This is a genomic window from Bacillus sp. 7_6_55CFAA_CT2 (genome assembly GCF_000238655.1).
GTDB lineage: Bacteria > Bacillota > Bacilli > Bacillales > Bacillaceae_G > Bacillus_A > Bacillus_A cereus.
On record NZ_JH414709.1, the window covers coordinates 959,975 to 978,107 of the forward strand.

Here is an 18,133-nt window from a genome sequence, read left to right on the forward strand (position 1 = left end):
GGCCCTAGTCGCCCCTATTTATGAAAGTTGTTTACATATTTACTATTCCAGTCTGTTTGTTTCGGTATATTTAGTTTTTTCCTTCACTACTTTTTCAACAACAACTAAGGATATAATCCATACTATTAATAAAATTCCTTTAACCCAAAACAGTGATGTTTCCTCCTTTACCTTTTCTCCGGCTGATCACTCGGATACGTAGCATTCCTTTTATTTTCTACGTCCCAACTAATAATTGTCGCACTATCACGTCCCAACTGATGATGCACGTGTTCTAAAACATTGTGAATATTTTCTTTAAGTGTTTTATCATTTCTGTTCATAGCATTATACAAATTTACAGGTATTTCATATCGGCGTTCCCCGCATTCTAATACTCCATCTGTCACCATTACAATTCGGTTCTTTCCAGTACGTAATTCACGAATACCTGATGAATAGCAAGGAACAGGTAAATCAAATGTGTTTACATTTCCAATCCATTCGTAAAAATGACGTTGATTTAATGCATATTGTCCTAACTTATGTAACTCTTCATGAAATACATACACTAAACAATCACCGATAGAAAGCCACCATATATAATTTTCTTTCCTTACACATAGTAAGCAAGCTGTTTCACCTTTAATTTTTTTGCACTTTTCCTTAAATGAAGATGACTGAAAAATTGTAAGTATATGATTTTCAACAGACTGAAATACTGAATTAATTGGTTCATTCAAAATTACTTTTATATTTTCATATTCTTTTTCGATTGTATTTACTACTAAATCAACACTTTCTACACTATTATGTCCATCTAATATAGCTGCAAATTCCCATTCACCATTTGACCAAACTAATGCACCATCTTCATTCTTTTTCGCTCCAGCACTTTTATTCCCGCCATATTTACCAAGTACAATATCACCATATTGTTTAACTGAAATTTCTCCTAAACACATTTCTATATTTCCAACCCATGAATATTGTGTATTATTTGTTGTATGCATACTCATTTACCATATACTTTCGTATTCTTTCACATAGTTTTTTATTTTCTCTTCGTTACCATATGGTGCGCCAGTCCATTTCGCTATCTCGGTTGGTGACCAAAACTCTTTTGGTGTATTCGGATAACGCGGAATAATGTGCATATGCATATGTGGTACACCATTTCCTGAAACAAAAGTGTAAATATGCTCTGCACCTTCGCTTTCTTTTAGCGCTTTACTTACTCTACTTGTTATAAGTCCGAACGCTTTCGCTTCTTCATCTGTTAGTTCAGCAAGGCCAGGTACATGTCTTTTTATATCTATCATTACATAACCCAGGTATGTTTCTTCACTATCCCAGTGGACATGTCCAACGTAAACGAGTTCATCTTCGTAAATAGCTCCACCTGGAACTATAATATTTCCTATATGTTTTTTGCAAATGAAACAGTTTTGTTCTATTTGATTGTTTGTTGACATATCCATCACCTTCCTTTTTATATATAATATCACAATAAAAGGAAAAACAGGTTTAATATTCCTAATTTTCATTCTTTTGATACAACAATTTTTGAAATGAATTTACATCTCATTACTTCTTCAAAAACGCAATCCCAATTATAATCCCAATCACAATTCCGATTACTAAATTATTTGTAAAGTGCCCTTGAAATACACCAATTACAACCCCTATACCGACACCTATTGCCAAAGCATCATTTCTTTTTTTATTTTTAGCCAAAATTACATCTCCTCCCACCATTTCCCCCTAAATAACATACATTTACTTGAATGTATTAATATACGCACTATCTCGCTTAAATATTTCCAAAAAATGTCCTGTAACTTCACATATAATATTTTCCATTTTCTGTACATACTCCTTTTATATTGGAAAATTTTCAAGTAACTATTAATTATACATAGGCATTTACTATAAGAAAGCTTCGTAATTTATTGAAGGAGGAACGATTCAAATGTATCCTCATTGGAATCCAAATATAAATCAACAGTATGTTTATTCCCCTCATCCCGCAAGGAATACATTGCATCATGATTCACAATATATGATGCAGCGTATTGCAAGTCTTGAAAATCAATTAACTAAATTAATCTCATTAATCGAGGAAAATAATCAATTAATTAAATCAATGGAACAACAAAAAAACCAAGTTTGTGCACCAGCTGGAGGTTCTGTTATCGTTCGTATGTGATCTGGATGCAATAAAAAACACACTTTGTATTATAAAGTGTGTTTTTTATTCATTATTTTCTTTTCGTATGGAACCCTTGTGTAATTCGATCTAATATAATTGCGATTACTACGATAGCTAATCCAGCTTCAAATCCCATTCCGATATTAACTTGTGTTACAGAGCGATATACATCAACTCCAAGTCCTGGAGCTCCTACAAGTGATGCTGTTACAACCATCGATAACGAAAGCATAATGCTTTGGTTCACACCAGCCATAATCGTTCCGGTTGCAAGTGGTAATTGTACTTTAAATAGTTTTTGTGATGCTGTGGATCCAAATGCATTCGCTGCTTCAATTAAATCTTCTGGAACTTGTCTAATTCCTAAGTCAGTAAAACGAATTGTCGGTGGCATTGCAAAGATTACTGATGCAATAATTCCAGGTACTACACCTACTCCGAAAAATGTAATCGCTGGAATAAGGTATACGAATGCAGGCATTGTTTGCATAAAATCTAATGTTGGTTTTAAAAATTTTGAGAAACGTTCATTTTGAGATGCTAATATACCAATTGGAATTCCGACAATAATTGAAATAATAACAGACGTAAGTACGAGTGCTAATGTTTGCATCGTTTGTGCCCAGTAGTTAATATTCAAAATAAATAATAATCCAATAAGCGTAAAAATGACTAAAGATAATTTCCTCGTTGTGTACCAAATGAGGAAACATAAGATAATAATCATCAATATGGCGGGTATTATTGTTAAAAAATTAGTGAGTAAATCAACAAATCCGCCAATAATATAAGAGAATCCTCGGAATAAGCCTTCAAAGTGCTCATATAAACTTGCAACAAATGAGTCGACCCATTCCCCTAATGGAATACGCGGTATACTATTCATCGTCTTTCACCTCTTCCTCAATGTTTCCTGCAAGAGCTTGAATGACACTTTCACGTTTAATAATTCCTCTTAGCCTTTTCTTCTCATCGATTACTGGTAACGGATATTTCATCTCCGCCATTTTTGCATAAGTCTCTTCCAGTAAAGTATCCAAATACACATGCGGAATATCATTAAGTAATAAATCAGCAATCGGCCACTGTTTTTGTACTGCTTTACTCGCATCATCCGCAGTTAATATACCTAAAAACTCATACTTTTTGTTTACAACATATACAGTTGAGACACCTGCATTCCTCATAATTTGAAGGGCTACACGAGGTCCACGATCAATTAATAAAGTTTCTGGTCGTTTTAAAATAGACTCAGCCGTAATTACTTTTCCTAAATTCACGTCCGCAACAAACTTTTCTACAAATTCATTAGCGGGGCTCATCATAATTTCTTCTGGTGTTCCAATTTGGACAATTTCTCCATCTTTCATTAATGCGATACGATCTCCAATTCGAAGCGCTTCATCTAAATCATGCGTAATAAATATAATCGTTTTTTCCATTTTATCTTGTAACTCTAACAATTCATCTTGCATTTCTTTTCGAATAAGTGGATCTAATGCACTGAATGACTCGTCCATTAGTAATACATCTGGATTATTCGTTAGTGCCCTTGCGATTCCAACGCGCTGCTGCATACCACCACTAAGTTGACTTGGGTAATTATCTTTATGATGATCGAGTCCTACTAACTGTAGCGATTCTAACGCTTTTTTCTCTCGCTCTTCAACCGGAACTCCTTGAATTTCTAAACCATATGCAACATTTTGTATAACTGTACGATGCGGAAATAGAGCGAATTTCTGAAATACCATACTCATTTTCGTTCTTCTTACTCTCCGTAACTCTTCTTTTCCCATCGTTGCGATGTCTTCACCATCTATGTATATATGACCTGCAGTTGGTTTAATCAATTGATTTAACATACGAACTAGCGTAGATTTCCCGCTACCAGACAAACCCATAATAACGAAAATCTCTCCAGAGTAAACTTCAAACGTTGCTTTTTTCACCCCAACGTTCATTCCTGTCTCTTTTAAAATTTCCGATTTACTTTTTCCTTCTTTTAATAAGGAAAGGGCCCTTTGCGGATGTTTCCCGAATACTTTTGTTACGTTTTCAACACGCACCTTTGTATTATCCATGTCACTACTCCTTTTCTACCCATCTATTCACATAGTGTTGCGATTTTACAAAGAAATATTACATAAAAATGACATTCATAAGATTTCTTTAAAATTCTCGTTTCCGTTCATAATAAGAATGCTTACTTATACATTTATTTTATAAGGCAAACGTTACTTAGGAGGTTTTCGATGCGAAAGAAAATTTGGTTTATATGCCTTGCATTATTTATTACTATGATTTTCACTTCATGTAATGCAACAAATGCAAATTCGAAAGGAAAAATTAAACTTGGTGTAACAAGTTGGAAAGAAAATATTGCAACCGCAAACATGTGGAAAGTTTTATTAGAAGAAAAAGGCTACAAAGTTGAACTTATGTATTTAGAAAAAGCCGCAATTTGGACTGGTGTCGCTCGTGGTGATGTTGATGCGAATTTAGAAGTATGGCTACCAGTTACAGATAAACCGCTAAACGATCGTTATAAAGATGATATTGTCTTAAAATCAAAATGGTACGAAGGTACTGGACTAGGTTTAGTCGTCCCTTCTTACATGAAAAACATAAACAGTATCGAAGATTTAAATGCTCATAAAGATGAACTAGAGAATAAAATTGTCGGTATCGAACCCGGTAGTAGTCTTATGAATTTAACGAATAAAGCAATGAAAGAATATGATATAAAACTAAAACTTGTCCAATCTTCTGAAGCTGCGATGATGAGTGAACTAAAGAAAGCATATACGAAAAAGAAACCAATCGCTGTTACGCTTTGGAATCCGCATTGGGGCTTTTCAGAATTTGACTTAAAATATTTAAAAGACCCTAAGAAAGTATATGGTGAAAAAGATGACATTTATTACTCTGTTCGTAAAGGTTTCGAAAAAGACCATCCGGATATCATAAAATACTTTGACAAATGGAAGATGAACGATGAACAGCTTGGTACGTTAATGGTCGAGTTAAATAAAACGAAAGATCACGAAGAAGCGGCGCGAAAATGGATTAAGAAGAATCAAGCGCTAGTTGATGAATGGGTAAAAGATTAATAAAAATAGGCTAGAGGGTTAGCATATCCTCTAGCCTGTTTTTAACTTATTTTTTCGTAACAACGTCATCTACAATCCCATATGCCTTGGCTTCTTCTGCAGTCATAAAATAATCTCTTTCTGTATCATGTGCTACTCTTTCAATCGGTTGGCCTGTTTTTTCTGCAATCATTTTATTAATATCATGCTTTAACTTTAATATTCTTTTCGCAGTTATTTCAATTTCTGTTGCTTGCCCTTGTGCACCACCAAGCGGCTGATGAATCATAATTTCACTGTTAGGGAGAGCAAACCGTTTTCCTTTTGCTCCTGATAATAATAATAATGCACCGAATGATGCCGCAAAGCCCATGCATAGCGTTTGCACATCTGGTTTAATTAAATTCATCGTATCTAATATTGCAAAACCTGCTGTCGTTGAACCGCCAGGGCTATTGATGTATAAGAATATATCTTTTTCTGCATCTTCTGCTTCTAAAAATAATAATTGCGCTACGACACTACTCGCTACTTGATCATTAATTTCTGAGCCGATAATAATAATGCGGTCTTTCAATAACCTTGAATATATATCATAGGAACGTTCTCCTAATTTTGTTTGTTCTACTACATATGGAATTGCATTCATTTTAAATCCCTCCAATACTTGTTATGCTGCGTAAAGCATATAACTGTAGGAAGAAGGGTTTTTCACATTAAATAATAAGACTGGCTGTTTAGATGGTAATTTAGTAAAATCTATTGTCGGAAGAAGCTTCGTTAATAATTCTGGTCTTTCCTCACGAATAGATGTTACAACAACTTCAATATCCTCTGTGAATTCGACTATCTCAATCCCTTCTTCACTTACAGTTTTCAGCCTATTTCTACTCCGAAATAAAGAAGCTTTCACTGCACCTTCTGATACAGAACACAATTTAGCAATATCAGCGATACTATATTGAAAAACATCTTTTAATAATAAAATTGCGGATTGCTGTACATTTAATGAAGACAATACTTTCCCTACCATTTCATGCAAATCTGCAATGTTCTCATGTGGTTCTTCAAAAGTGATTTGTGCTCTTATTTTTTCATGAACAGACTTAGACTTCATCTGATCTAACCAACGATTTCTTGCTATTTTATAGACGAGTGTCATACAAATATCTTTATTTCTATATTTTTGAAGCACTTTACACACTGTTTCTTGGGCGAGATCTTCCCCATCCCATTTGTTTTTCGTTAAAAAAGTACAGTATCTTTTTAACTCTCCATATTGTTCAATTAAAAAGTTTATATTTGAATGATTCATATCGATATGGTTCTTTGAAACATGAGTTACTTTTGTGCACAAAATAACCACTCCTTTTCAGTGCTTACTTAATAAACGATTCAACATTAAAAAAAGTTACGGGGATATAAAAAATAATGTTTATGTTCAATAATTCGCGGTCATAAATATGTTATGTACAATTTTACGTGAGGAGGAACAAATTTGCCAAAATTAACAATTGAAGGTGCGGGAACTTTTGATGTGAAAGAAGGAACAAAGTTAGTATTAGCAATTGAAGATAGCGGTGTCAACATTCTTCATCGTTGTGGCGGGAATGCACGTTGCACAACTTGTAGAGTAGAAATACTAGCAGGTGATTTCTGTGAAGCAAGTGCGAATGAGAAACATGCAATGACGGAAAAAGGAATTGAAGATCATTTACGATTATCTTGTCAAATGCGTGTACATAAAGATATAGTCGTTCGTCCGGTACTTACAGTTGAAAATTCAGGTCTTGATGCCGGGCCGCGTCCGGCGGAGTAAAGCGATGAATTTAAAACAGCTCGCTGGCGAATATGCCGCTAACTTTGTAAATGATGGCATGAAGATTGGGCTTGGTACAGGTTCTACTGTATATTGGACAATACAAAAATTAGGTGAGCGTGTAAAAGAAGGATTATCATTTCAAGCTGTACCAACATCAAAGGAAACTGAAGCATTAGCACATCAACTAAATATCCCCCTACTTTCGTTAAACGACGTACAAAGTCTTGATCTTACAATTGATGGAGCGGATGAAATTGATTCAAATTTACAACTTATAAAAGGCGGTGGCGGTGCATTACTTCGTGAAAAAATCGTTGCCTCTTCCTCTAAAGAACTAATTATCATTGCTGATGAATCGAAACTTGTAACACATTTAGGTAATTTTCCATTACCTGTTGAAATCATCCCTTTTTCATGGAAACAAACCGAAAATAAAATTCAATCTTTAGGGTGTCAAACAACGTTACGTTTAAAAAATAATGAAACCTATATAACCGATAACAATAATATGATTATCGATTGTATATTCCCTAATCATATTTCTAATCCTGCCCATTTACACACCCAATTAAAAATGATTACTGGTGTAGTTGAAACAGGGTTGTTTATAAGTATGACGAGTACAGCAATTATTGGCACTAAAAATGGGATAAAGAAATTGTAATAAAAGCTAACTTTTTAAAGTTGGCTTTTTAGTATGTTCTTCTTCTCTTAATAGTACTTTATTATGATATACTAGGAAAACGCAAACTGATTACACTAGAAAGGACTGAACATTTTGCAATCCAAACTTATAACAGAACTTACTGATTTAGAAACTGCCTTTCATATTCGAAAAGAAGTATTTGTAAAAGAACAAGGTGTTCCTCTTACAGATGAATTCGATACATTCGATGAAATCGGAGAGCAATGTAAACATATTTTAGTTTATTATCATGATCTTCCTGTAGGCACAGGGCGTATACGATTTGTTGATGGTGTCGGAAAATTAGAACGTATTTGTATTTTAAAAGATTATCGTACATATGGATTAGGTAAAGTCATCATTCAAACGTTAGAAGAAATTGCTCGTAACGAACAAGCTACAAAAGTGAAGCTACACGGTCAAACACAAGCTGAAGGATTTTATAAAAAATTAGACTATCAAACTTCTTCTGATATATTTATGGAAGATGGCATTCCGCACATACTTATGACGAAAGTGTTATCATAATAAAAAGGGTAGTATATGAATCTTATGTATTCATACACTACCCTGTTTTATTAATAGAAAAGTGAATTCTCAAAATTACCTTTTGCATCAAAGCCCAACATCTTTTAGTTCATACCTAGGTAAAACTTACACTGTTTTCCATAATGATAATGCATAAATCCAGTTTGGATCACCATTTCCTTGATAACTCTGGACTGCTTCATATACTTTTCCTTCGTGTAGAACTCTATCTCCCTTTTTATATGCTTTTTTTGCATCCCACGCTTCATGTGAAGCGCTTTCAGTTTTTGTAGTAATTGTGAATATATCACTCTGTACGGATTCATTTCCAGCTACATCAACAGCTTTCACTACATATTTATAAGTAGTATTAGCGAGCAGATTTTTATCCAAATAAGAAGTTGTATTGGATGTTGCAATCTTTTTCATTGACCCTTCTGTTTCTCTATAAATATCATAATGGTCTACACCAATATTATCGTCAGATGGACTCCACATTAAATCCACACTTGACGCTGTCGTTCCCATACTATGTAATCCTTTTGGTTGTGTTGGTGCTTCTGTATCAGGAGTCTCAACTGTCGTTTTTACTGTAAGCGCTGTACTTTCTTTCGATACATTGCCAGCTGCGTCAATTGCTTTTACAGTATAAGAGTATTCTGTACTTGGTTGTAACTTCTTATCAATAAAATGAGTCCCTGGTACTGTATCAATCATCTCTCCGTTACGGAAGATTTGATATCCTTTTACCCCTACATTATCCGTAGAAGCGTTCCATGTTAGTTCTACACTATTCGCTGTTACTTTTTGCATCTGAAGTCCATTTGGAATACTTGGCGCTTCTATGTCTGGTTTCACATCATTAATAAGATTAACATCAATTACATTATAGAATGCATTTGCTGTATCAGCTACATCCCATACTGCTAAAATCACATGATATCCACTACGATCAGTAGGTACATTGATTTTATGAGTTAAATTATTTGAAGCTGCAGAACCATCATGTTGTACAGTTCCAATTGGTTCGAAATCTGCTCTTGTTAGCGCTTTATTTGGATTCCATCCTTTTTTAGTAATATAGTAATGCCACTTACTCGTTAAGTGAGGCGCAGTATACTTCCAAGTAAATGTATTTTCCCCACCAGTGATTGTATTTTTAAACCAACGATTTTCTGTTTGTTGATCTAAAATACCACCAAATTTTCCGCCTGCTGAAGCAATTTGTCCATCTACTGGACCACCTTGTGGGAACCCTTTTGGAGCTTCTAAACTTTGTGGTTCATACATAACACTTCCACAGTTTACATTTAGCGCACCATAAGTTGGACTACATAAAGCGGATCGGCTACCGGGCTTTTCAACAAAACCGTGCGCATAAGCATTTTGAGGAATAAGTGTCGTACTAATAATTCCAGCTGTTAATGCTACAGCTCCTAAACTTTTTTTGTTCATTTTCATATTTTGTAGTTGTTTTAAAAATCGATTATTCATGCTCATGTCTCCTTCTTGTTATACTTTGTAGTGGAATGTGGGCTTTGATGTAAAAGAATAACAAGAGACAAACTTGTACCGATGTATGTATTAATTATGCATACACCGCAGTGAAAATATATTTTTTCCTTGTGAAACATTTCACTTTATGAATATATCATGACATAGAACTCGCCTAAGCATGTGCAGAAGTTGTGCAGAAACAGTGAAATTATTACTAACATATAAAACCACATCCTGAAATCATAAAGTAAAACTTTAATTAGTTGGGGTTTTACGGTCGGTTAATACGGGATAAAATAAAAGTGTGCAGCAGAAATTGTAGACTTAGTTCTCAAAATTCACATTTAGTATTTTCATTTAAACAATTCTTCTCTTCTTACAACAGAAAAGTGTCTATATCATTTAATATAGACACTTTTTTCATGTATAACTTTATATTTATTACTGACCTACAAATGTAAAAATTTCATCAACAGCTTCCTTATATCCACCCGATGTTCGGAATGATTCCTTCAAATTCAAAGCAGCCTCTTTATATGAAGGGTTATTTAAAATTAACTCCACACTTTCACGCAATTTCTCCACGGTTAATTCATTCATATGTAATTGAACTCCTGCTCCAAGACTCTCCACTTGCTTTGCGATTGCTGGCTGATCTGCACTTTGCGGTATTACAACGAGCGGAACCCCGTTATATAGTCCTTCATGCGTACTGTTCATCCCGCCGTGTGTAATAAATAGTTTCGTATAAGTAAGCAGTTCGGTTTGAGGCACATAGTTTTTCACAATGAAGTTTTTAGGGATTTCGCCTAGATCACTTATTTTTGTTTTATTACCAATAGACATAACAATTGTATGCTCACTATTCTCAAAGGCCTTCATACACAGTTTATAAAAGTCAATCGCTTCATTAAAAACAGTACCTAATGAAATATAAATCGGACTTTTTACTTCAATTGAAGTAAAATCAACGTCTCTGTTTTTCATTTGTGCAGAGATAGATGGTCCTACAAATTTATATGTTTCATCAAACGTATCACCAAAAGGCTGGAACTCCTTAATTGTATACACAATAGTAAGGGGTGCAGGATTACAGAAAACTTCATACGATGATTTTATTTCAACACCATATTTTTCAGTAATTCCCTTTGTTAAGTTTTGAAAATCATTCTGTATTTTATCATGAATTTCTACTGGGATATTTTTTGACAGATGACCTAACATTTGCTCAAAGAATTTTTCATCCTGCGCAAAAGATGTGCATGAATTTATGGCTGGAAGTTTAAGAATTTGAGCAATTAAATGGCCACAACCAAACATAGAATCATGAATCATGTAATCAAAATGTTCACCTTCAATTTGTTCTAGAACGCTAGATATTACAATATTCGCTGTATGTAGAAGGCCGTTTATTCTTTCCTGTAAATAATTTCTGCCTCCAGATAGAAACGCTTTTATAAATTTTTGATCATCAATCGTTCGTACAGTAGCACCTGTCTTCTCAATCCGCTCCCTGAAAGCTTCTATTGAAAAATAAACGACCTCTTCACCACGAGAAATCAATTCTTCTACAACTTGTAAAGTTGGATTTATATGTCCTTCTGATCCAGCGTTAATAAATAAAACACGCGCCATAATAAACACTCCTTACGTTAAATCGTTTCTATGTTGGCAAGAGTACGGATTTTCTCCATACTCTTTTCTTAGTTGTTCGTAGCATGTTCCTACTAAATTGACCTAGCGAGTCTAAAACCGAGATCATCTATATGAAATGTAGGATGGCTTCGACGACGACAAGTAGCGCCGCACCCTCTCGCTGTTTCAGCCCAACTACCACCACGAAAAATGCGGTATGATCCGTACACTGTTTCATCATACAAATCATAACACCATTCCCAAACGTTCCCTAGCATATCATAAAGTCCCCATGCATTCGGTTCTTTTTGGCCAACGTCATGAATCTCTCCATTTGAATTTTCATTATACCACGCTATATCATGAAGTTTCCCGTATGTATATCCGGTTGTACTTGCTTTACATGCATATTGCCACTCTGCCTCACATGGTAATCGGTAGCCATTTGAATCTAAATTACATTTCACAATTTGACCATCATCACTAATAGAATAATATTCTTTTAATCCCGCTTTTTTTGAAAGTACATTACAAAACGCAATGGCATCGTTCCATGAAATATTGACAACTGGTTTATGATTTTTATCAAAATTATTTAATGTACTATTTGTAATAGCATCATATAGTTCGATTGTTACAGCATACTTCGCAAGAAGAAATGGTTGAATTTGCACTAGCCATTCTTTTTTTATTCGATCATCTCTTAATACTACCTCTCCAGCTGGAATATTTACCATTAATGAATCAATTAGTTGAATTAAATCATTAGTCATTTTCTATTCCTCCAAACGTTCATTTTATATGAATTTATAGTCATATACTCATTACAAAATACAATTTTCAAAAGCGTTAAATTTTCCATAATAAAAAACGATTAGTTTAATTAAACTAATCGGTAAGATTCAAAAAGAATTGTTGTGTCACATTCTATTATTATATGTGCTCTAAAAATTTCCGAACCTCATTTGGAGATTTTAAAACAATAACCTTTTTCTCTTCGGACAATTGCTCTAACCCTTTTAAAATTGTAGGTCGTTTAGCATTAGGATATTTCCATATCCATTTAAAAAATTGCAAATCAAATCTTTCTTCACATCCCTCGCCCATATCTGGTCTTTTTTTATTCCGGTATTTTACAATTCTTTTAAACGCACGATAAATACAAATTGTTCTATGAATATTAAGGAAGATAATTGTATCAGCTGCATTCAGTCTGATATCCATCGTCCCGCCATAATTCCCATCAATAATCCACTTCTCATCTTTAATTAAGTTATTTTGAACTGCTATTTGTTCTTCTCTCGGAACACCTTCCCAATTCGGTTTCCAAAATAATGCATCAAGATGATGCACCTTAATATTTAATTTATTTCCTAACTGCCTTGCTAATGTAGATTTTCCTGAACCACCAGAACCAATTAATATTATTTTTTTCATACCTTTACGATACCTTCTATAACTTCTTCAATAGCTTCCTTATTAGCAAAAATCCAGAAGAACATTTCTTCATTTAACTTTAATAAATCTGGTAACTGGACAAAATAAGCAATAAAGATAATTTGAATTGAAAGCATAACATACCAAATGGCTTTTAGTTCTTCTTTCGTTAAATCATTTTGTTTATAATAACCTTCAAAGACTTTGCTAACGATATGTAACCATTTCCCTCTTAATTTTTCATCACTAAATAGCTCGCTTAATATACTTGTACAGCAATAACATAAATCAAATGTTTTTACATTATTTTCTAAAATCTCAAAATCTATAAAACCTTCCAGTTTATCATCTTTAAAGATTACATTTGATAGATGCATATCACGATGAATAATTTGTCTCGGTAATGGATGGACCGTTTCCTTGAAAGCTGCGTGCATTCGCTCCATCTTTTGAATTACCTCTCGATGAACATGCTCATTCTTTTCTAAAATCGGTATAGCCCATTCAAATACCATCTTATATAAATCTCTTTTTATTAACTCATGGTCACTATTCACCGAATGTAATGCTTTGTGCAGATTAGCTATTTCTTCTCCAATTGTACTTGCTAGCCTTTCCAGCTTATTCGTATCTTTTATTTCTAAAACACTTCCGGCAACATACTCATATAAGCAATAATATTTTTCTTTATATAATACATATTGTTCATCATTTTCTGTCTTTACTACTCTCTGTACTTTAATTCCCTTTTCATACAGTTGCTTCAAAACATCGAATTCAACTAGAAGTTGCTTTATCGATCCCGTTCTCTTTAAAATGTACTCTTTATTCTTGCATAAAACCTTCGCTACTTTTGGTTGAATTACAGTAGCTGTGACATGTTCATTTCGAAACCAAAGCTTTGCAATTTCCAGTGCTTGTTCCATTTACAATACCCCTTTTACAATTCTTATTTCTTCCGAAAAATAACCTCACACAGTATTCCCACTCCAACACCAATTGTATAAGCCACTAAATCACTCCACAAAAAACCGTATCCCAACACGAGTCCGCCCAAAGTCGTTCCACGAATGCTATCTATCCATTCCGCATGATACAATTGGCTCGCTTCAATCCCGTAGCAAAACATTAAACTAATAAAAGCCAACTTCTTCGTCTCTGTTTTAGGAAACAAAAATCCAAAGCCAGTGAAAATCATTAATGCCCATAATGCATCACCTAAATAATCATTTAATAGATGTGGTAGTGCAAAAGCAAACTTTCTTGAGCTAAGACCTAAAATAATAACAACTATAGTAAATAGTGCATATACTACTCTATTTCGTTTCGTATTCATTTTAAAGTCTCCTAATATGTAATGTAAAACTGTAAATAGCTAGTAAAACAAAGTTATTTTACTAGCTATTTATTGATTGCTTTTATGATAAGAAAATGTGGATTCATATTTAAATAATGATATGATTTTTCGCTTACTTCTTTCATTTTTTCAATTGCCTTCGGTTCCACTATCTCTTCTAATACAAAATAATTTGTAGTTTCATTTAGTATGTCTTGTAATGATCTTCTAAAAAACTTGACTTCAATAGTAATATTCGGTTTAACCCAAGTATCTATTAATAACTGTTTTTCAAAATAATTTTCACATGGAAACTTTGTGAAATCCATAAAAGGATGATGAATAGAATATATAAGTTCTCCACCTGGCTTCAATACACGACGAAATTCTTGAAATACTTGATTCCAATTTTCTATATAATGAAGAGTTAATGAACTTACAATCACATCATACGTATTATCTTCAAATGGCAATGTTTCTTGCAGATCATGACAAAGGAACGTCGCTTCTTCTCCTATATTTTCTTTTGCTGCTTTTACCATTTCAGGACTTACATCAATTGCTGTAACATTTGCTCCTCTTCCTATGAATTGAGAAGTATACCATCCAGCTGCACATCCAGCATCTAATATCTTTTTTCCTTCTAGTTCCTTTGGAATAAGCTCCATCATCGCCGGTCTTTCATAATAACTGTTATATGGATTTGCGAAATCTAGATTTTCTTTATATGTACTCGCTAATTTATCATACGTATCTTTAATCGAATCTTTCATTACACACACTCCTAATACATATTAATCCATTAACTCCTGCTGCTTTTTCTTTGAAAATGATTGTAGTACTAAATCATACGACCAATCAATCATTTTATTAATTTGCTCCTGCTCTATACCCTTATGAATATAAACGGTATTCCAATGTTTTTTATTCATATGATACCCTGGAATAATTGTTTCTGGATAATCTTCTCTTATTCTTAATGCGACTTCTGGATCACACTTCAATGTAATCGCAGCCTTTTCACCTTCTTCATGATTTACTATCGCAAATATTTTATTATTAAGCCTCATACATGTTGCACTCCAGCCATCTGGAGAATCTTCTGTCGCTTTTCTTTTCGATAAACAGTACGCTCTTGTTGCATTCATTTTAATTGGCACCTCTTATTCTTTCCCTGTTTGATTACGATGCATCACAATTTGCTTCGTTGCTTGAAATTGCTGCTCACCGTAAAACTTTATTAGCTTCTCTCCGCAAAATAGACTAACAATATCAATATGAGATATTTCTCGAAGTAATATTGTAAGCATTTTCTCTCCAATACCTTTATTTCTTACATTCTCATGTACGACAACATCTTCAATGTATGCTCGAAAAACACCATCAGAAACGACTCTAGCAAATCCAACTAATTCATTTTCTTCCCATACTCCAATGGCTATGCTATTCTTTAACATTTTTTCAATATCGACTTCTTTTCTTTCTGGCCACCAACCGACAGAATCATAAAGCTTCTTTATTTTTTCTACACAGATTGGTTGTTCTTGTTGCAATTTATACGTGTACATATGCTTTCTCCCATCAATCAGTATACATAATATTATTATAATCTCTTTTCAAAAAAGTGCTGACTATGACCTTTCGGATGATCTTCAACGATACCATACTCTCGGTAACCATGCTTTTTATAAAATTCTGGCGCTTGAAAACTAAATGAATCTAGCAATATTAATCTGCACCCTTTTTCCTTCGCAATTTCTTCAATTTTATGTAAAAGTTGGCTCCCCCAACCGTCATGACGAGCTGATTTATCAACCCATAAAAAGTCGATATGAAGATGATAAAAATACATCGTACCTGTTACACCACCAAATATTTTTCCTTCTTCATTTTTTACTACGAGACTTACTTCTTCCATCGGCTGTTTTACTTCATCTGTTAAGATGGACATATTATATTGAATGACTTTATTTTTAATGTATTCTCCTTCAATACGTGTACCGTTCTCTATATGTTTCATATACATTGCTTCCTTTCAACTTAGTAAGCTACATTTTATTTTTCCCCTTTAAAATACTAATCAAAACGAATCCACCATATGTAACAAAGCATGAAAAGCCAATTATCCCTGGTACAGAGACATAGCCTACCCTTATGTAACTTATAACTGCAAAACAAGCGATAGACAATGAAATAGATAGCCAAAATATAACAGCTATTTTTCTTCGTCCTCGTTTCGATGTACTTTCTTTCTCTTCAGAAACACGTGTGCCAAAAAGCAATACAATACAAATAAGAATTGCTGCAAAGTAAATTGTATTTAATGACAAATTGTGATCATATAGTGCGATTCCAACTTCAAGAGCAATAATCGTTAAAATTAAAATAATGATTGTTGAAGTCTTTAAGTTTCTTTTCAATCGCTCACTCCTAGCATGCTTTCACTATATTCTTTGTATATGTACTTTAAAACTACTGCAAAAGCTTCATCTACCTCTTTATTTTCACGGCGATTCGGTAAATCTTTTCCCCCAATCACATAAAGAAGTGGAAATTCGTTAAACATTCCTATAATACCAATATTTATTGTAGCTGTGAGTAATCCACCTGTCATATGAGCTATATGATAATATGGAATTTCTTCATACTCTCCTTGCTGTCTTACCATGCCGCTAATAATTGGTTCCCATAATTCTGGTTCTGATTTATAACCTTGAAAGGTTTGTATGAAAAGGGCAAGAACTTCACTTAATTCTCCAACATTTTTCTCATCTCTAGCATTCTCTTGTATATGAATTTTTGAAAAGTACGTTTGTGCGTACATTTTCACAGCATCCCATCCACCACAGTGCATTACAACTGACTGTGCAACGTAACTATCATGACAAGCAATCATTACCTCTACCGCTTCACTAAGTGTTAAAGAAGTTCTTCCTTGTAAATGCGGATATAACTGCGCACTATCTTCATGTGGATTAAATTTAATGTAATGAAGTATATCATTCCAATTATGTTTATTTTCCTTCACCATTTGCGTTACTACAAATCCAATGACTAATTTTGCTGCTGATGCTAACGGAATATTTAATTCACTATTATACGAAGCAACTATACGATTATTTTTTGTAGAATAAATTGCCATTCCCACATAATTAGATTGTACCTCTTTTATTTTATTTATAACAGTTTCCATTTCTATCCCTCTTTTTATATCGTTATATTAACTTCTAATATTTCAACATTGAATGTAAAAAACCTTTTCATTAGCTATTAAAATAAGAAAAAGGTAGCATGAATTTTTTCTTGCTACCGAAAAATATTTATTCTTCTATAGGATTTTCAGGACCGTTAAGTTCCAGCTGATAAAAAGCTAAATCTAGCCATTTATTAAACTTATAACCAGCTTTTTTTATTGTTCCTGCATGAACAAATCCATAGTTTTGATGCAAGGCAATACTTTTCTCATTCTCTGCATCAATTCCAGCAATTAAGGTCATATACTCTCTTTCCTTTGCAATTTTGATTAATTCCTTCATTAATGAAGACCCAATGCCATTTTTTCTATATGCCTTATCTACATACACAGAATGTTCAACTGAATATTTATAAGCAGGCCACGTTCTAAATGGGCCGAATGTCGCAAATCCTACTACTTTATTATCTAATTCATATACGAAAATTGGATACCCTTCAGCCTTTTTTTGTTCATACCAATCTATTCTATTTTCAAGGGTTACAGGTTTATACGCATATACAGCTGTTGTATAAAGTATCGCATCGTTATAAATATCTAAAATGTATGCTAAATCTTTTTTCGTTGCTTCCCTTATCATTGTTTTCTTCCTTTCATCATGTTCACCTTATATCACTATCTTTTCAATAGTTTTATTTTATCGAAATTTCCGATTTT

24 protein-coding genes and 1 pseudogene are annotated in these 18,133 nt (G+C 33.5%); 5 read left to right on the forward strand and 20 right to left on the reverse strand.

Annotation, left to right across the window (positions count from 1 at the left end; genetic code table 11):
• Positions 1 to 167: 167 nt before the first annotated feature.
• From HMPREF1014_RS13890 to HMPREF1014_RS13900, 3 genes and pseudogenes are all read right to left on the reverse strand, one after another.
• Positions 168 to 992, reverse strand: coding sequence for a PP2C family serine/threonine-protein phosphatase (locus HMPREF1014_RS13890; RefSeq protein WP_000557605.1), 825 nt, complete (start codon positions 990 to 992; stop codon positions 168 to 170).
• Positions 976 to 1,460: pseudogene (locus HMPREF1014_RS13895) on the reverse strand (HIT family protein). The gene HMPREF1014_RS13890 and the pseudogene HMPREF1014_RS13895 overlap by 17 nt, the downstream one beginning before the upstream one ends.
• A 106-nt stretch (positions 1,461 to 1,566) precedes the next feature.
• Complete coding sequence (locus tag HMPREF1014_RS13900; RefSeq protein ID WP_000508470.1) at positions 1,567 to 1,734, reverse strand: glycine zipper domain-containing protein; 168 nt, start codon at positions 1,732 to 1,734, stop codon at positions 1,567 to 1,569.
• A gap of 217 nt (positions 1,735 to 1,951) precedes the next feature.
• On the opposite strand from HMPREF1014_RS13900, the gene HMPREF1014_RS31290 reads away from it, so the two are divergent.
• On the forward strand, positions 1,952 to 2,188 hold the full coding sequence (locus HMPREF1014_RS31290; RefSeq protein WP_000283222.1) for a hypothetical protein: 237 nt from the start codon (positions 1,952 to 1,954) through the stop codon (positions 2,186 to 2,188).
• Between the two features lie 52 nt (positions 2,189 to 2,240).
• Here HMPREF1014_RS31290 and HMPREF1014_RS13910 read toward each other — a convergent pair whose 3' ends face one another.
• Both HMPREF1014_RS13910 and HMPREF1014_RS13915 read right to left on the reverse strand, forming a co-directional pair.
• Positions 2,241 to 3,077, reverse strand: a complete 837-nt coding sequence (locus HMPREF1014_RS13910; protein ID WP_001084760.1) for an ABC transporter permease — start codon at positions 3,075 to 3,077, stop codon at positions 2,241 to 2,243.
• Positions 3,070 to 4,275, reverse strand: a complete 1,206-nt coding sequence (locus tag HMPREF1014_RS13915) for a quaternary amine ABC transporter ATP-binding protein (RefSeq protein WP_000370606.1) — start codon at positions 4,273 to 4,275, stop codon at positions 3,070 to 3,072. The genes HMPREF1014_RS13910 and HMPREF1014_RS13915 overlap by 8 nt, the downstream gene beginning before the upstream one ends.
• Positions 4,276 to 4,446: 171 nt before the next feature.
• Here HMPREF1014_RS13915 and HMPREF1014_RS13920 point away from each other — a divergent pair, with 171 nt between their 5' ends.
• The gene (locus HMPREF1014_RS13920) at positions 4,447 to 5,304 is read left to right on the forward strand and encodes a glycine betaine ABC transporter substrate-binding protein (protein ID WP_001227618.1); all 858 of its coding nucleotides are present in this window, start codon (positions 4,447 to 4,449) and stop codon (positions 5,302 to 5,304) included.
• 46 nt (positions 5,305 to 5,350) lie between these two features.
• Here the strand turns inward: HMPREF1014_RS13920 and clpP are convergent, their stop codons facing one another.
• Together clpP and HMPREF1014_RS13930 are read right to left on the reverse strand one after the other, a co-directional pair.
• Positions 5,351 to 5,932, reverse strand: coding sequence for an ATP-dependent Clp endopeptidase proteolytic subunit ClpP (gene clpP, locus HMPREF1014_RS13925; protein ID WP_000991610.1), 582 nt, complete (start codon positions 5,930 to 5,932; stop codon positions 5,351 to 5,353).
• 21 nt (positions 5,933 to 5,953) lie between these two features.
• On the reverse strand, positions 5,954 to 6,640 hold the full coding sequence (locus HMPREF1014_RS13930; protein ID WP_000337523.1) for an RNA polymerase subunit sigma-70: 687 nt from the start codon (positions 6,638 to 6,640) through the stop codon (positions 5,954 to 5,956).
• A gap of 141 nt (positions 6,641 to 6,781) precedes the next feature.
• Here HMPREF1014_RS13930 and HMPREF1014_RS13935 point away from each other — a divergent pair, with 141 nt between their 5' ends.
• From HMPREF1014_RS13935 to HMPREF1014_RS13945, 3 genes are all read left to right on the forward strand, one after another.
• Entirely contained in the window at positions 6,782 to 7,102 is a 321-nt protein-coding gene (locus tag HMPREF1014_RS13935) for a 2Fe-2S iron-sulfur cluster-binding protein (RefSeq protein ID WP_001125388.1), read from the forward strand.
• 4 nt (positions 7,103 to 7,106) lie between these two features.
• Positions 7,107 to 7,769 carry a ribose 5-phosphate isomerase A gene (rpiA, locus tag HMPREF1014_RS13940; protein ID WP_001049985.1) on the forward strand — a complete coding sequence of 221 codons (663 nt, stop codon included), beginning with the start codon at positions 7,107 to 7,109 and terminating at the stop codon, positions 7,767 to 7,769.
• Positions 7,770 to 7,883: 114 nt separating this feature from the next.
• Positions 7,884 to 8,318: a GNAT family N-acetyltransferase gene (locus HMPREF1014_RS13945; RefSeq protein WP_001190880.1), complete on the forward strand. Its 435-nt coding sequence runs from the start codon at positions 7,884 to 7,886 to the stop codon at positions 8,316 to 8,318.
• 126 nt (positions 8,319 to 8,444) lie between these two features.
• On the opposite strand, the gene HMPREF1014_RS13950 is transcribed toward HMPREF1014_RS13945, so the two are convergent.
• The 13 genes from HMPREF1014_RS13950 to HMPREF1014_RS14010 all read right to left on the reverse strand — a co-directional run bounded on the left by HMPREF1014_RS13950 (position 8,445) and on the right by HMPREF1014_RS14010 (position 18,056).
• Positions 8,445 to 9,812, reverse strand: a complete 1,368-nt coding sequence (locus HMPREF1014_RS13950) for a lytic polysaccharide monooxygenase (protein WP_001065149.1) — start codon at positions 9,810 to 9,812, stop codon at positions 8,445 to 8,447.
• Positions 9,813 to 10,256: 444 nt separating this feature from the next.
• Positions 10,257 to 11,450: a macrolide family glycosyltransferase gene (locus tag HMPREF1014_RS13955; protein ID WP_000124892.1), complete on the reverse strand. Its 1,194-nt coding sequence runs from the start codon at positions 11,448 to 11,450 to the stop codon at positions 10,257 to 10,259.
• A gap of 92 nt (positions 11,451 to 11,542) precedes the next feature.
• Positions 11,543 to 12,223, reverse strand: coding sequence for a formylglycine-generating enzyme family protein (locus tag HMPREF1014_RS13960; RefSeq protein ID WP_000180343.1), 681 nt, complete (start codon positions 12,221 to 12,223; stop codon positions 11,543 to 11,545).
• 160 nt (positions 12,224 to 12,383) lie between these two features.
• Complete coding sequence (locus tag HMPREF1014_RS13965; protein ID WP_000720554.1) at positions 12,384 to 12,887, reverse strand: DNA topology modulation protein; 504 nt, start codon at positions 12,885 to 12,887, stop codon at positions 12,384 to 12,386.
• On the reverse strand, positions 12,884 to 13,813 hold the full coding sequence (locus tag HMPREF1014_RS13970; protein ID WP_000434090.1) for a phosphotransferase enzyme family protein: 930 nt from the start codon (positions 13,811 to 13,813) through the stop codon (positions 12,884 to 12,886). The genes HMPREF1014_RS13965 and HMPREF1014_RS13970 overlap by 4 nt, the downstream gene beginning before the upstream one ends.
• A 23-nt stretch (positions 13,814 to 13,836) precedes the next feature.
• Positions 13,837 to 14,223 (reverse strand): ribosomal maturation YjgA family protein, encoded by a 387-nt coding sequence (locus HMPREF1014_RS13975; protein WP_001093462.1) that lies wholly within the window; start codon positions 14,221 to 14,223, stop codon positions 13,837 to 13,839.
• 65 nt (positions 14,224 to 14,288) lie between these two features.
• On the reverse strand, positions 14,289 to 14,996 hold the full coding sequence (locus HMPREF1014_RS13980) for a class I SAM-dependent methyltransferase (protein ID WP_000655256.1): 708 nt from the start codon (positions 14,994 to 14,996) through the stop codon (positions 14,289 to 14,291).
• 21 nt (positions 14,997 to 15,017) lie between these two features.
• On the reverse strand, positions 15,018 to 15,371 hold the full coding sequence (locus HMPREF1014_RS13985) for an MmcQ/YjbR family DNA-binding protein (RefSeq protein WP_000994622.1): 354 nt from the start codon (positions 15,369 to 15,371) through the stop codon (positions 15,018 to 15,020).
• A gap of 15 nt (positions 15,372 to 15,386) precedes the next feature.
• On the reverse strand, positions 15,387 to 15,791 hold the full coding sequence (locus tag HMPREF1014_RS13990; protein WP_000288979.1) for a GNAT family N-acetyltransferase: 405 nt from the start codon (positions 15,789 to 15,791) through the stop codon (positions 15,387 to 15,389).
• Positions 15,792 to 15,826: 35 nt separating this feature from the next.
• Positions 15,827 to 16,243 (reverse strand): GNAT family N-acetyltransferase, encoded by a 417-nt coding sequence (locus tag HMPREF1014_RS13995; RefSeq protein WP_000680411.1) that lies wholly within the window; start codon positions 16,241 to 16,243, stop codon positions 15,827 to 15,829.
• 28 nt (positions 16,244 to 16,271) lie between these two features.
• Positions 16,272 to 16,643, reverse strand: a complete 372-nt coding sequence (locus tag HMPREF1014_RS14000; RefSeq protein ID WP_000827998.1) for a hypothetical protein — start codon at positions 16,641 to 16,643, stop codon at positions 16,272 to 16,274.
• On the reverse strand, positions 16,640 to 17,416 hold the full coding sequence (locus HMPREF1014_RS14005) for a serine hydrolase (RefSeq protein ID WP_000450750.1): 777 nt from the start codon (positions 17,414 to 17,416) through the stop codon (positions 16,640 to 16,642). Before HMPREF1014_RS14005 ends, HMPREF1014_RS14000 begins: the two co-directional genes overlap by 4 nt.
• Positions 17,417 to 17,543: 127 nt before the next feature.
• Positions 17,544 to 18,056 (reverse strand): GNAT family N-acetyltransferase, encoded by a 513-nt coding sequence (locus tag HMPREF1014_RS14010; protein WP_000617513.1) that lies wholly within the window; start codon positions 18,054 to 18,056, stop codon positions 17,544 to 17,546.
• Positions 18,057 to 18,133 lie beyond the last annotated feature (77 nt).

Coding starts and splice junctions, on each gene's coding strand:
- HMPREF1014_RS13995 (WP_000680411.1), bottom strand. CDS start 16,243: ATGAAACATATAGAGAACGGTACACGTATTGAAGGAGAATACATTAAA.
- HMPREF1014_RS13950 (WP_001065149.1), bottom strand. CDS start 9,812: ATGAATAATCGATTTTTAAAACAACTACAAAATATGAAAATGAACAAA.
- HMPREF1014_RS13915 (WP_000370606.1), bottom strand. CDS start 4,275: ATGGATAATACAAAGGTGCGTGTTGAAAACGTAACAAAAGTATTCGGG.
- HMPREF1014_RS13965 (WP_000720554.1), bottom strand. CDS start 12,887: ATGAAAAAAATAATATTAATTGGTTCTGGTGGTTCAGGAAAATCTACA.
- HMPREF1014_RS13890 (WP_000557605.1), bottom strand. CDS start 992: ATGCATACAACAAATAATACACAATATTCATGGGTTGGAAATATAGAA.
- HMPREF1014_RS13970 (WP_000434090.1), bottom strand. CDS start 13,813: ATGGAACAAGCACTGGAAATTGCAAAGCTTTGGTTTCGAAATGAACAT.
- HMPREF1014_RS13975 (WP_001093462.1), bottom strand. CDS start 14,223: ATGAATACGAAACGAAATAGAGTAGTATATGCACTATTTACTATAGTT.
- HMPREF1014_RS13980 (WP_000655256.1), bottom strand. CDS start 14,996: ATGAAAGATTCGATTAAAGATACGTATGATAAATTAGCGAGTACATAT.
- HMPREF1014_RS31290 (WP_000283222.1), top strand. CDS start 1,952: ATGTATCCTCATTGGAATCCAAATATAAATCAACAGTATGTTTATTCC.
- HMPREF1014_RS13985 (WP_000994622.1), bottom strand. CDS start 15,371: ATGAATGCAACAAGAGCGTACTGTTTATCGAAAAGAAAAGCGACAGAA.
- HMPREF1014_RS13955 (WP_000124892.1), bottom strand. CDS start 11,450: ATGGCGCGTGTTTTATTTATTAACGCTGGATCAGAAGGACATATAAAT.
- HMPREF1014_RS14010 (WP_000617513.1), bottom strand. CDS start 18,056: ATGATAAGGGAAGCAACGAAAAAAGATTTAGCATACATTTTAGATATT.
- HMPREF1014_RS14005 (WP_000450750.1), bottom strand. CDS start 17,416: ATGGAAACTGTTATAAATAAAATAAAAGAGGTACAATCTAATTATGTG.
- HMPREF1014_RS13960 (WP_000180343.1), bottom strand. CDS start 12,223: ATGACTAATGATTTAATTCAACTAATTGATTCATTAATGGTAAATATT.
- HMPREF1014_RS13910 (WP_001084760.1), bottom strand. CDS start 3,077: ATGAATAGTATACCGCGTATTCCATTAGGGGAATGGGTCGACTCATTT.
- rpiA (WP_001049985.1), top strand. CDS start 7,107: ATGAATTTAAAACAGCTCGCTGGCGAATATGCCGCTAACTTTGTAAAT.
- HMPREF1014_RS13920 (WP_001227618.1), top strand. CDS start 4,447: ATGCGAAAGAAAATTTGGTTTATATGCCTTGCATTATTTATTACTATG.
- HMPREF1014_RS13990 (WP_000288979.1), bottom strand. CDS start 15,791: ATGTACACGTATAAATTGCAACAAGAACAACCAATCTGTGTAGAAAAA.
- clpP (WP_000991610.1), bottom strand. CDS start 5,932: ATGAATGCAATTCCATATGTAGTAGAACAAACAAAATTAGGAGAACGT.